General features: G+C 75.3%; 12 protein-coding genes. 6 read left to right on the top strand and 6 right to left on the bottom strand.

Annotated features, from left to right (window positions below; genetic code table 11):
- Window positions 1–127: 127 nt before the first annotated feature.
- From AMK13_RS25060 to AMK13_RS25050, 3 genes are all read left to right on the top strand, one after another.
- Window positions 128–1,348 (top strand): M48 family metallopeptidase, encoded by a 1,221-nt coding sequence (locus AMK13_RS25060; protein WP_074004174.1) that lies wholly within the window; start codon window positions 128–130, stop codon window positions 1,346–1,348.
- A gap of 30 nt (window positions 1,349–1,378) precedes the next feature.
- Complete coding sequence (locus AMK13_RS25055; protein ID WP_049651037.1) at window positions 1,379–1,801, top strand: MarR family winged helix-turn-helix transcriptional regulator; 423 nt, start codon at window positions 1,379–1,381, stop codon at window positions 1,799–1,801.
- A gap of 230 nt (window positions 1,802–2,031) precedes the next feature.
- Entirely contained in the window at window positions 2,032–3,168 is a 1,137-nt protein-coding gene (locus AMK13_RS25050) for a PP2C family protein-serine/threonine phosphatase (protein WP_074004416.1), read from the top strand.
- A gap of 441 nt (window positions 3,169–3,609) precedes the next feature.
- Here AMK13_RS25050 and AMK13_RS25045 read toward each other — a convergent pair whose 3' ends face one another.
- A complete protein-coding gene (locus AMK13_RS25045) occupies window positions 3,610–4,383 on the bottom strand; it encodes a GNAT family N-acetyltransferase (protein WP_074004173.1) in 774 nt (257 codons plus the stop codon).
- 4 nt (window positions 4,384–4,387) lie between these two features.
- The gene (locus AMK13_RS46450) at window positions 4,388–4,969 is read right to left on the bottom strand and encodes a MerR family transcriptional regulator (RefSeq protein ID WP_074004172.1); all 582 of its coding nucleotides are present in this window, start codon (window positions 4,967–4,969) and stop codon (window positions 4,388–4,390) included.
- A gap of 130 nt (window positions 4,970–5,099) precedes the next feature.
- Here AMK13_RS46450 and AMK13_RS25035 point away from each other — a divergent pair, with 130 nt between their 5' ends.
- Complete coding sequence (locus tag AMK13_RS25035; protein ID WP_074004171.1) at window positions 5,100–6,029, top strand: NAD(P)-dependent oxidoreductase; 930 nt, start codon at window positions 5,100–5,102, stop codon at window positions 6,027–6,029.
- A gap of 88 nt (window positions 6,030–6,117) precedes the next feature.
- On the opposite strand, the gene AMK13_RS25030 is transcribed toward AMK13_RS25035, so the two are convergent.
- From AMK13_RS25030 to AMK13_RS25020, 3 genes are all read right to left on the bottom strand, one after another.
- Window positions 6,118–6,906, bottom strand: a complete 789-nt coding sequence (locus tag AMK13_RS25030; protein ID WP_049651041.1) for an SDR family NAD(P)-dependent oxidoreductase — start codon at window positions 6,904–6,906, stop codon at window positions 6,118–6,120.
- A gap of 206 nt (window positions 6,907–7,112) precedes the next feature.
- A complete protein-coding gene (locus tag AMK13_RS25025; RefSeq protein ID WP_049651042.1) occupies window positions 7,113–7,844 on the bottom strand; it encodes an MIP family channel protein in 732 nt (243 codons plus the stop codon).
- 231 nt (window positions 7,845–8,075) lie between these two features.
- On the bottom strand, window positions 8,076–9,002 hold the full coding sequence (locus AMK13_RS25020; RefSeq protein WP_074004170.1) for an NADP-dependent oxidoreductase: 927 nt from the start codon (window positions 9,000–9,002) through the stop codon (window positions 8,076–8,078).
- A 149-nt stretch (window positions 9,003–9,151) separates the two neighbouring features.
- Between AMK13_RS25020 and AMK13_RS46030 the strand changes: the two genes are divergently transcribed.
- Together AMK13_RS46030 and AMK13_RS25010 are read left to right on the top strand one after the other, a co-directional pair.
- Window positions 9,152–10,594 carry a helix-turn-helix transcriptional regulator gene (locus AMK13_RS46030; protein ID WP_079272417.1) on the top strand — a complete coding sequence of 481 codons (1,443 nt, stop codon included), beginning with the start codon at window positions 9,152–9,154 and terminating at the stop codon, window positions 10,592–10,594.
- A 31-nt stretch (window positions 10,595–10,625) separates the two neighbouring features.
- Window positions 10,626–11,072, top strand: coding sequence for a protein-tyrosine phosphatase family protein (locus AMK13_RS25010; RefSeq protein ID WP_074004169.1), 447 nt, complete (start codon window positions 10,626–10,628; stop codon window positions 11,070–11,072).
- Between the two features lie 140 nt (window positions 11,073–11,212).
- On the opposite strand, the gene AMK13_RS25005 is transcribed toward AMK13_RS25010, so the two are convergent.
- Entirely contained in the window at window positions 11,213–12,109 is an 897-nt protein-coding gene (locus tag AMK13_RS25005) for an NmrA/HSCARG family protein (RefSeq protein WP_074004168.1), read from the bottom strand.
- Window positions 12,110–12,135: the final 26 nt, after the last annotated feature.

Below are 12,135 nucleotides of genomic sequence, written 5' to 3'. Positions count from 1 at the left end.
CGGCGAGCGGCCGGATACGCCATGCTGAATCACCGCTGAACTGCTGAACTGCTGAACCGCCGTACCCCCGTCCCTCCCCGACCCGATCATCCCCGCCCCGCCCCGACCGGAAGAGCCGCTCCCCGCCATGGACACCACGCCAGCCTCCGAGGCCCCCACCCCGGAGGCCGCCCCGGACTTCTCCCCCGACGAGCGCGCCCGGGGCCGGGCACTGCGCCGCGCCCAGCTGCCGTGGGCGCTGGGCGGGCGGCTGGCGGGCCTGGCGCTCACCCTGCTGCTCGGCCTCACCCCGGCCGGCGCCGCCCTGGTGACCGCCGTCGGCGGCTGGTTCGGCGGCTCCCGGACGGCCGGGGTGCTGGCCGGAGCGGCAGCCCTGGTGCTGCTCGGCCAGGCGCTGCAGCTGCCGTTCGGCGCCGGGGCGCGGACCGTCCGGGCCCGGTACGGGCTGGTGACCCAGGGCTGGTCCGGGTGGGCGCTGGACGCCGTACGCGGCCTCGCGCTCACCCTCGTCCTCGTCCTCCCGCTCGCACTCGGGCTGTTCGCGCTGACCGCCTGGTCGCCGCAGCGCTGGTGGCTGCCGGGAGCGGGCGCGGCGGCGCTGCTGACGGTGGCGCTCTCCTTCCTCCATCCGCTGCTGATCGAGCCGGTGTTCAACCGCTTCTCCCCGATGCCCCCGGGGGAGCTGCGCACCGCGCTGCTGGCACTGGCCGAGCGGGACGGCGTCCGGGTGCGGGACGTCCTGGTCGCGGACGCCTCCCGCCGCACCACCGCGCTCAACGCGTACGTCTCCGGGTTCGGGGCGACCCGCCGGATCGTCGCGTACGACACCCTGCTGACCACCGCCGAGCCGCGCGAGGTGGAGCTGGTGGTCGCGCACGAGCTGGGCCATGTCAAGCACCGGGACGTGCCGGTGGGCACCGCGCTGGGCGCGGTCGGTGCGGCCGTCGCGGTGGCCGTCCTCGGCCTGCTCGCCACCTGGCGGCCGCTGCTGGACGCCGCCGGGGCGACGGACGCGGCGGACCCCCGGGCGCTGCCGCTGCTGGCGGCACTGGCGGCGCTGCTGGGCGCGCTGTCGGGGCCGGCGCAGTGTGCGGTGAGCCGTCGGATCGAGGCCAGGGCGGACCGGCACGCGCTCGAACTGACCGGGGACGTCGAGCAGTTCGTGGCGATGCAGCGCAGACTGGCCGTGGCGAACGTCTCCGATGTCGACCCGCCGAGGGTGCTTGAGCTACTGTTCGCCACTCACCCGAGTGCGACCAGCCGGATCGCCGCCGCCCGCGCCTGGCAGGCCGCACCGGAACGGCGGGCGCCGGAGCGGGGCGCGATCCCGGGCACATCTGTTGTATAGTGCAACAAATATCGAGGAGATAGGAACGCCGTGCCCGGCCGCCAGTCGTCCATCGAGACCATCCAGCGCGAGCTGACCGCCTTCGCCCGCCGCGCCCGGCACAAGGCCTCCCAGCTGCACCCCGACCTCTCGCTGGTCACCTACAGCATCCTCGACCTGATCACCGAGCGCGGCGGCTGCCGGGCCGCCGACGTGGCCGCGTACTTCATGCTCGACAAGTCCACCGTCAGCCGCCAGGTCACCGCCCTGGAGAAGCTCGGCCTGCTGGCCCGCGAGACCGACCCGGACGACCAGCGCGGCCAGATCCTGCGCGCCACCGAGGCGGGGCTCACCCTGCTGCGGGACGCCAACGAGCAGCGTCGGCTCTCCTTCACCGCGCGCTTCACCGACTGGTCCGACGAGGACGTCGCCCGCTTCGCCGACTACCTGGCCCGCTACGGCCAGGAGGGCTGACCGGGCGCCTCAGGGGAGCGGGCGGAGCCCTGCCGGGAGGCGTGAGCCGAGCGCCGGCGGGGAGCAGGACGAACGCTGCCGGGAAGTGAGCCCGGCCGCTCCGGGTGCGCCCCGGCACCCCCACGGTGTACAGAGGAGGAGTGCCCCTCCGGCAGCGTCCCGATGCGCCGCACCCGCCGCCCGCGCCGCATCCCCCCGACCGCCGCCGCGCCTGGCGGCCCGACCGCCGGGTGCTGACGGCGCTCACGCTCGCGCTGATCGTGCTGATCACCGTGGTCGACATCGTCTCCCCGCCGGACGTCCACCTCGGCCCGCTGCTGATCGTCGCCCCCGCCCTCACCGCCTCCTTCGCCGGCCCCCGGGCCACCGCCGGGGTCGCCGCGCTCGCGTTCGCCGCGCTGACCGTCATCGGCGCCGTCCGGGACGGCCTGACCAGCGCGAACATCGAGACCCAGCTCAGCGCGCAGCTGATCGTCTCGGCACTGATCGTCGGCCTGCGGGTGCTGCGCGAACGGCACGAGCGCGAACTGGCCCGGGTGCGCTCGGTGTCCGAGGCCGCCCAGCGGGTGCTGCTGCGCCCGCTGCCGGAACGGATCGGCCCGCTGCACCTGGCCTCCGTCTACCTGGCCGCCGAGGCCGAGGCGCAGGTCGGCGGCGACCTGTACGCGGCCGCCCGCACCGCCACCGGCACCCGGCTGCTGGTCGGCGACGTGCGCGGCAAGGGCCTCTCCTCGCTCGGCGACGCGGCCCTGCTGCTCGGCGCCTTCCGCGCCGCCGCCCACCTGCACGCCGAACTGCCCGACCTGGCCGCCTACCTGGACGGCAGCGTCAGCTGGGACCTCGCCCAGCTCGCCGAACAGTCCCGGCGGGACCGGTGGGAGCGGCGCGAGCGGCAGGCGCTCTCCGCACTGCCCTTCCCCCCGCCCGAGGACCCCCCGGAGGAGAGCGGCGACTCCGGCGAGTCGTTCATCACCGCCGTGCTGCTCGACATCCCCGACGACGGCTCCCCGGTGCGCCTAATCGACTGCGGCCACCCTCCCCCGCTGCTGCTGCGCCCCGACGGCATCACCGCCCTCGCCGCCCGCCAACCGTCCCCGCCGCTGGGCCTCGGCGAGCTCGCGCCGACGCGGTACGAGACGGAGACCTTCCCGTTCCGGCCCGGCGACCGGCTGCTGATCTACACCGACGGCGTGATCGAGGCCCGCGACGCCCAGCGGCGCTTCTACCCGCTCACCGAACGCGTCACCGCCTGGCGTGCCGAACACCCCGCCGCCCTGCTCCACCACCTGCGCCGCGACCTGCTCGCCCACGTCGGCGGCCGACTGAACGACGATGCGGCCATGGTCGTGGTCGAGCGGCTGCCGTGAGGGCGGCCGACGAGCGCCCCGTGACGAGCGTCCTCGGAACGACGGCAGGCAGCCCTGTCGGATTGCCTTCTCCCGGCCCTCGTCGGGCCGGCCGCCGTACCTCGGGCACGGCTCCCGGCCTGATCGCCTCCGGGCGTGTACGAGCCCGAGGCCGAGGCCTAAGCCCAGGCCGAGGAGGGCGGGCACGGCAGCCGTCGCGGCGAGGGCGCGCGGGTGGCGGAAGTCGAACATGCCGGGGCTCCTTCCCGGGGCCCGGACGGCCCCGCTCGTGGTGCCCCAACGATGACCCCGGCCACCCCTCCCGCACATGTACCGAACGGCACATCCTGAGCAGCGGCACCCCCATGTCCCCCTGCCGATCGGCAGGGGCACACCGGCCGCGTCCACACGGTGGAAAGGAATCTCCCCACCCGTACCCGTACCCGCGGCCCCCGGCAGGCCCTACGGCCGGCGGACGTACGGGGTCGTCGTGCTCACCCAGGCGAAGCCGAGGCGCTGCAGGATCGGCCGGCTCTGGTCGCTCGCGTCGACCTGGAGGTACTCGTAGCCGAGCTCGGCCGCGAGGCGGGCGCGGTGGGCGATGAGGGCGCGGTAGATGCCCCGGCCGCGCCAGTCGGGTGCGGTGCCGCCGCCCCAGAGTCCGGCGAACCCGGTCCCCGGGATCAGCTCCATCCTGGCGCCGCTGACCGGGCGGTCGCCGGCCATCGCGACGACCATGCTGACCGTCCCGACGCCGTGCCGCAGGTGGTCGAGCAGCCGCTCGCGCAGACGGGGGTTCTCGGCGCCGAAGGCCTGTGTGTGGGCGTCCATCAGCAGGTCCACCCCGGCCGGGTCGGTCACCGGGAGCAGCCGGACGCCCTCGGGCAGGGCGGCCTCGGCGGGCAGGTCCGCGATCCGGGCGAGCATCAGCGCCTCGTCCGGCTCCGGGGTGAAACCGGCCGCCAGCAGGCGGGCGCCGAGGTCGGCGGGGCGGTCGTGGGAGTAGGCCTTCCACTCGAACTCCAGCCTCAGTCCGGCGAAGTGGCGCACCTGCGCGGCGATCGCCGCGTCCGCCCCGGCCTCGTCCAGCCCGGACCAGACCACGCCGTTCCAGCTGTGCTCCGAGCCCACCTGCCGGACCACCGCACCGTCGCGCTCGACGCGGCAGCCGGGGTCGGGCGGCGTGTTGCGCCGGATCCGGTCGTCGAACAGGGCAAGCATGTCGTCATGATCCATCCGCTCACTCCAGCACGGTCCGCGAGCGCGCACCATCGAGTTTCCGCGCCACCGGCTGCGGGCGGCGCCCCCCGGTCGGCTCCGGGCGGCGCTCCCCGTCCTGCCGCGGGCGACGGCCCCCGGTCTGCTCACGCTCCCCGTCCTGCCGCGAGCGACGGCCACCGGTCTGCTCACGCTCCCCGGCCGACCGGCGGTCCGCCGCCCGGAGCCGGCCGGACCGGATCGCCTCGCTCGGCGCCTCCGCACCCATGATGGCGTCCAACAGGCTTCGCGCTTCGGCGAGTTCGTCCATCTGCCGGGTGATCCGGGCGCGTTCCCGGGCCAGACCGTCGAGCAGTTCGGGGCAGGTCGGGCCGGGAGGGCGCTGCCCCGGGCCCGGCAGGCCGTGGAGGATCTCGGCGATCACGGCGCTGTTGAGGCCGGCCGCGAGCAGGGTGCGGATCCCGCGGACGGTGTCGACGTCCGGCTCTCCGTACTCGCGGTAGCCGCTGGGACGGCGCTCGGGTGCGAGCAGCCCCTGCTCCTCGTAGTAGCGCAGCGCGCGCGGGGTGGCCCCGGTGCGCCGGGCGAGCTCTCCGATCCGCATCGCGGACACCTCCTCGACGGACCGTCCACCGCGGGCCGCCACCGGGGCTCCCCACCGAAGCCCTCGTGACGTTCCGCCGCGCCCCTCCGCCTTGACTCTGCCGTCGGCGTGAAGGTCTAGCGTAACCGCCATGCCGAACGAACGATCTTCCTCAACCTCCCCTGCCCGCACCGCCGTTGCCGTGCTGGGCCTGGGTCCGATGGGCCGGGCGCTGGCCGGGGCGCTGCTGGCCGCCGGCCATCCGGTCACCGTGTGGAACCGCACGCCGGGCCGGGACGCCGAACCGCTCGCCCTCGGCGCGCGGTCGGCCGCGAGCCCCGCCGAGGCGGTGACGGGCTCCACCGAAGGAGCCACGGGCTCCGCCGAGGCCGGCGCCCCGCTCGTCCTGCTCTGCGTCCGCGACCAGTCGGCCGCCCGCGCCGTACTGGAGGCCGCCGGGGCGGCACTGCGCGGCCGGACCGTCGTCAACGCCACCTCGATCGCGCCGGGCGACGCGCGGGCGAACGCCGCCGACGCCGAGACCCGGGGCTACCGCCTCCTGAACGCCGCGATCCTCACCCCCACCCCGACCATCGGCCGCCCGGAGGGCACCGTCCTGCTGAGCGGCGACGCCGAGGCCGTCGCCGCCCACGAGGCGACGCTGCGGACGCTGGGCACCGTACGCCACGTGGGCGCGGACCCGGGCCGGGCGGCGGCCTTCGACGCGGCCCTGCTCGACCTGTTCTGGACCACCGTGCACGGCTGCCTGCACGCCCTCGCGCTGGCCCGCGCCGAGGGCATCAGCGGCGCCGAACTCGCGCCGTACGCCCAGGGGTTGCCGCGCCTGCTGCCGCCGCTGATCGACCGCTTCGCGCAGCGCGCGGACGACCGCCGGCATCCGGGCGACCACAGCAGCCTCGCCTCCGCCGAGGCCGGGCTGGCGCACGTCGCGCACACCGCCCGGGCGCGCGGCCTGGACACCTCCGTCCTGGACGCGGCGCTCGCCGTCACCCGGCGGGCGGTCGGGGCCGGGCACGGGTCGGACGGGGTGTCCGCCCTGGTCGACCTGCTCGCCGGATAGCCGAGCAGCCGGGTAGCCGGGCAGCCAGGTCACCGGACAACCGAGCAGCCGGGAACCGGGCAGCCGGACACCCCGCCGACCGGGCCCGCTACTGCGCCAGGTACCCGCCGTCCACCGGCAGCACGACCCCGGTGACGAAGGAAGCGTCGTCGGAGGCGAGGAAGAGGACGGCCGCCGCGACCTCGGCCGGGTCGCCGAGCCGCCCCATCGGGTGCAGCTTCTCGATCGCCCCGAGGTACTCGGTGCCGCCGGGCTCGTCGTACAGCCGGGCGACCCGCTCGGTGGTGATGGTGCCGGGGGCGACGGCGTTGACCCGGATGCCGCGGTCGGCCCATTCGACGGCGAGGTGCTTGGTCAGGCCGGAGGCGACGAACTTGGCGGGCCCGTACACCGCCTGGCCGCGCTGTCCGGCCTCGCCGGAGATGGAGGAGAGGCAGACGATCGAGCCGCCGGGCCGGTCCTGCGCGGTCATCGCCTCGATCGCGTACTTGCAGGTGAGGAACATGCCGCGGCCGTCCACCGCCATCACGTGGTCCCAGTCCTCGGCGGTGGCCTCGGTGATCTCCATCAGCGGGATGATCCCGGCGTTGGCCACCAGCACGTCCAACCGCCCGTGCCGCTCGACGGCGGCGGCCACCAGCCGGCGCGCGTCCTCGTCCCGGGCCACGTCGCCGACCACCGTGCTGACGGCGTCCGGGAACCGCTCGGCCAGCCGGTCCAGCCCGGCCTCGTCCACGTCGAAGGCGACCACCGACGCGCCCTCCCGGACGAAGCGTTCGGCGACGGCCCGTCCGATACCGCTGGCCGCACCCGTCACCGCACAGGAGCGGCCGGCCAGCCGCCCGCCCGCGGGGCTTCCCGCGTTCTCAGTCACCATGGCGCGACTCTACCCAGCGGGCGGCCACGCGTCGGGCGCCTTCGGCCGGTCCGCCGGATCCGGCCGGTCGGCGGCTCAAAAGCGGCCCGGAGCGGGACCGGGGGGCGGAGCGGAGAGAAGCAGGAGCCGGCAGAAGGCCACCGACGACAGCGGCGGCCGGGACCGTCGGTACGGTCCCGGCCGCCGCGCCGGCTCGACGGCGGGTACTACACCCGCGCGTCCGTCGCCAGGGCCTCCGCCACCGGAAGGTTGGGCTGCGGGTGGGTCAGCAGGTGCACGCCCGCCGCCAGCGCGCCGCCGACCAGCGGGGCGAGCAGGAACAGCCACAGCTGCGACAGCGCGTCGCCGCCCGCGAACAGCGCCGGGCCGAGGCTGCGCGCCGGGTTGACCGAGGTGCCGGTGAGCGGGATGCCGACCAGGTGGACGACCACCAGCGCGAGGCCGATCGGCAGCCCGTCGAAGCCGACCGCGGCGAGCCGGTGGGTGACCGCCAGGACGACGTACACCAGCAGGAAGGTGAGGATGACCTCGGTCAGGAACGCGCCGCCGGCGTTGATGTGCATCTGGGAGCGCTCGCCCCAGCCGTTGGTGCCGAGCTTGCCGTGGGTCTCCAGCCCCGGTATCTGCTTCGCCAGCAGCAGGACGAGCCCCGCACCCGCGATGCCGCCGAGCAGCTGCGCCACCCAGTACGACACCGCCGTGCGCCCGTCGATCCGGCGGGCCAGCAGGAAGCCGAGGGTCACCGCCGGGTTGACGTGGCAGCCGGAGATCGGGCCGAGCGCGTACGCGAGCGCCAGCAGCACGAAACCGAACGCGAACGCGATGCCCACCGGACCGATCGCCACCCCCGCGAGCACCGCCGCACCCACTGCCAGCAGCACCAGCAGCAGGGTCCCGAGGAACTCGCCGATCACCGCCCGCCTGTCCGTTCCACCCATGCGCCTGGTCCTCCTGACCGTCAGGGCAGGCGGTCCGGTGCCGCCCACGTCCGGCCAACCCTGGTCGACCGTTCGAGGGACCGCATGTCGGCCGGACGGCGTAGCGCCGTGTTTACGGCGCGTCCGCCTGCCGAATTACTCCGAACGGATGAAACCGTACGGAAATGGCGCAGCCAATGCAAAACGGAAGCAAAACGGGCAGACAGGGACAGGGCGGGCGCCGTGTGCCTGTCAGACCGTCAGCACGATCTTGCCGCGCAGGTGCCCGCCCTCACTGACCCGCTGCGCCTCGGCCGCCTCCGCCAGCGGGAACACCCGGTGCAGCGGCAGCCGCAGGGTGCCCGCCTCGTGCAGGGCCAGCGCGGCCGCGTAGGCACTCGTGTAGTAGGGCTCGACGCCCTCGGCGCCACCGGTGAACCGGACGCCGTGCTCCTGCGCGCCCTGGATGTCGGCGATCGTCAGCACCCGGTCCGCGCCGCCCACCAGCTCGATCGACAGCGGCAGCACCCCGCGCCCGGCCGCGTCCAGCACCCGGTCCACCCCGCCCGGGGCGGCGGCCCGCACCCGCTCGGCCAGGCCCTCGCCGTACGTCACCGGGATCGCGCCGAGCTCGCGCAGGTGGTCGTGGTTCGACTCGCTCGCGGTGCCGACCACAGTGATCCCACGGGCCCGGGCGAACTGGAGCAGCACGGTGCCCACCCCGCCGGCCGCACCGTGCACCAGCAGGGTCTCGCCGGGCCGCACGCCCAGGACGGCGAGGGCGCGCTCGGACGTCTCGGCCGCCGTCGGGATCGCGGCGGCCTCCGTCCAGCCCAGGGTGGCGGGCTTGTGGGCCAGCATCGCCGCGTCCACCAGCGCCCGCTCCGCGTAGCCGCCGCCCATCAGGGCGCCGAACACCTCGTCGCCGGGGGCGAAGCCGCGCACCTCGGCGCCGACGGCCTCCACCACGCCGGACACCTCGAAGCCCGGAACGTAGGGGAAGGAGACCGGGAAGAACCCGGCCAGCTCGCCGGTGCGCAGCTTGTGGTCCAGCGGGTTGACGCCCACCGCGCGGACCGCGACCCGCACCTGGCCGGGGCCCGGGGCGGGCAGTTCGATGTCGATCGGGCGCAGCACGTCCGCGCCGCCGAACTCGGGGAAGGCGATCGCCTTGGTCATGGGAAGGTCCTTCGGTTCCAGGGGAGTTGTTGCCTCCGACGTCTTCCATCCTGCGACCGGGGCAACGGCGGCCCAGCCAGTCCTTCGGACGGTTCGACCTGTCCGAACGGCCAGGCGGGCCCGGCGGCGCCCGAACTAGGCTGGACCGCATGGACACCACTGAGCCGCCCGGAACCGCCACGCGCACGGGCGGGACGGGCACGCGCACGCGCACGGACGGGACGGGCACGGGCGATCCGCGCACGGACGGGACGGGCGCGGACGGGACCTGGCGCGACCGCTGGGGCCGCCCCGAGGACGCGCTCGCACGGGCCGTCGAGGTGCTGCGCGCTCCCCGGCCGGACCTCCTGCTGCGCCTGTCCGACGTGCTCGGCACCCTCGTCCCGCACACGGCGCTCGCGCAGCTCAGCGGCGTCTGCACGTTCAACCCCTCCCACAGCTACGGCCCGCCCGAACTCACCGCCGCCATCAGCACGCTGGACCTGTCCCGGCTGGCCGAACAGGCGGCCGCGACCACCTCCGCCGGCCGTCCCTGGCAGGGCGAGTCCGAACTCGCCGGACAATCCCGGCCGGTCGTCGTCGTCACGACCACGCCGGGCAACGACAGCGGCGCCGTCCTCGTCCTCGTCCGGGCGGGCACCGAACCGGTCGCCCCCGGGGCACTCGCCGTCCTGCAACAGCTGTGGGACCTGGTCATCGCCCACTCCGACCACCGCGCCACCGACGCCGCCCCCACCCAGACCGCCGCCTCCCGCGCCTCCGCCAACGCCCGCGCCCGCGCCATCGCCGAGTTCACCGGCACCCACAGCGCCGCGCTCACCGCGATCCTGGCCCCGCTGCGCTCGACCGGCCTGGACGACGCCACCGCCCGCCGCAACGCCACCGAACTGGCCGTCACCGCCCTGCTCGACCTGCGCCAGGGCGCCGAACTCGACCGCACCCTCAGCGAGGAACCCGCCGACGCCGCCTTCGCCCGACTCGTCCGCGAACTGCGCCCGCTGCTGCGGCACACCCGGGTCCACCTCGACGTCGCACCCCCGCCGGAAGCCGACCGCTCCGTCCCGGCCGACGCCGCCCACACCGCCCGCGACGCCGTCCGGGTGGCCGTCCTGCTGATGCTGGAACAGGAGAAGCCGACCCGGCTGCACGTCAGCTGGCAGCTCACCGCCGACGGCCAACTGCGCGCCGTCGTACGCGGCGACGGCCTCGGCCTGCTCACCGCCGACGCCCTCACCGTCCACCGCACCGCCGACCGCATCACCGCCCTCGGCGGACGCCACGGCGTCGAAGCCGTCCCCGGCTGGGGCACCACCGTGACCGTCGACCTCCCGCTCGCCCTGCCCGAACCCGCCCTCGCCACCGACCCCCTCGACGGCCTCCAACCGCGCGAACTCGAGGTCCTCGACCAGCTCGCGCGGGGCCGCCGCAACCGGGACATCGCGGCGGCACTCCACATCAGCGAGTCGACGGTGAAGTTCCACGTCGCCAACATCCTCGCCAAACTCGACGTCTCCTCCCGCGGCGAAGCCGCCGCCCTGGCCCACCGCGCCGGACTGCCCCGCGGCCCGGTCGGGCTGCACGCGGCATCCTGAACACCCCTCCCCCACCTGAGGAATGGCCGACATGACCGACCCCACCACCCCGGGCCCGACCACCTGGGACCCGACCACCCCCGGGCTCCTGCGCCTGCCCTCCGGCCGCCTCCTGCGCGGCCGCGGCCTCAGCAAGCCCCTGCCGCCCGGCCCCCGACCCGACTTCGGCCTCTACCTGTTGGGCCGCCCGCCGCACGTCGACTGGCCCAGCCGCTGGGTACGCTGGCCCGACTTCCGCCTCCCCACCGACCGCACGGACGCCACCGACGCCTTCCGCGAAGCCTGGGAACGCTCCGCCACCCAACGCGTCGAACTCGCCTGCGCCGGCGGCCGGGGCCGCACAGGCACCGCACTCGCCTGCATCGCCGTCCTGGACGGCGTCCCGGCCGCGGAGGCGGTGGCGTACGTGCGGGAGCACTACAGCCGGCACGCCGTCGAAACACCGTGGCAGCGCAAGTTCGTGGAGCGGCTGGCCTAGGTCGGGTGGGTAGCGTTCCAAGGATCTCGACCGCCAATCAGGTCACGGGCGGAACCGTCAACGGCGACGTGTACCAGGCTGGAACGATCAACCTGATCAAGGCCTCAGCACCCAAGGTCACTGCGGGCGCCTGAAGCCCCTCAGAGGTGCCAGGTGCGGGCCGCCGCCCAGGTCTCCAGGGGCTGCCAGTCGATGGTGGGGTGTTCGGCGTGCAGGGCGGCGGTGTCGATGGTGAGGCCGGGGTCCTGGAGGTAGCGGAACATCGTGGCGAGGTCCTCGGAGTGGGCCGCCACGACCGAGAGCGGCACCTGTTCGAAGCGGATGGGGCGGCCGCTGGCGGCGCTGATCGCGGCGGCGATCTGCTCGCCGGTGCGCCACTGGGAGGCGATGTCGATGCGGCGGCCCGTGTAGGCGTCAGGCCTGGCCAGGACGTGGGCGGCGAAGGTGCCGATGGTGTCGGCGGCGATCACGGGGAGTGGGACGCCGGGGGGCATGGGGAGGTGGAAGACGCCGTCGCGGAGGGACTGGAGGGTCCAGTCGTTGGCGTAGTTCTCCATGAAGGCGGCCGGGCCGAGGACGGTCCAGGGCAGGCCGAGGCCGGCCAGGTGCTGTTCGATTCGGTGCTTGCTGTCGAAGTGCGGGATGCCGGTGGAGCGGTCGGCGTTCGTGGCCGAGGTGAAGACGACGTGCCGGACGCTTCCGACTGCCCGGGCGGCGTCCAGCAGGGCGGTGGCCTGGCGGACTTCGACACCGAGGTCGGTGCCGAACGGGGTGGACATCGCGAACAGTGCGCCGGTGCCGTCGAGGGCGGTGGCGAGCGAGGCCGGGTCGTCGAAGTCGGCGCGGGCCGGTTCGGCGCCGAGTGCGGCGAGCTGGGTGGCGGCGGGCGAGCCGGGGTTCCGGGTGAGGGCGCGGACGGGGCGGCCGGCGCGGAGCAGGGCGCGGGCGGTGGCGCCGCCCTGGGCGCCGGTGGCGCCGGTGACGGCGACGGGGAGGAGGCGGGCACGGGGGGCTGCGGACTCAGTTATCTGCGTCATGCAGGCAACATAGGGAAAGATCTCTG

This window comes from Streptomyces sp. CB02056 (assembly GCF_001905545.1).
In the GTDB taxonomy this organism is placed as follows: domain Bacteria; phylum Actinomycetota; class Actinomycetes; order Streptomycetales; family Streptomycetaceae; genus Kitasatospora.
The sequence above is the reverse complement of the archived record's forward strand: the minus strand, read 5'-3'. Positions and strand labels throughout refer to the sequence as shown.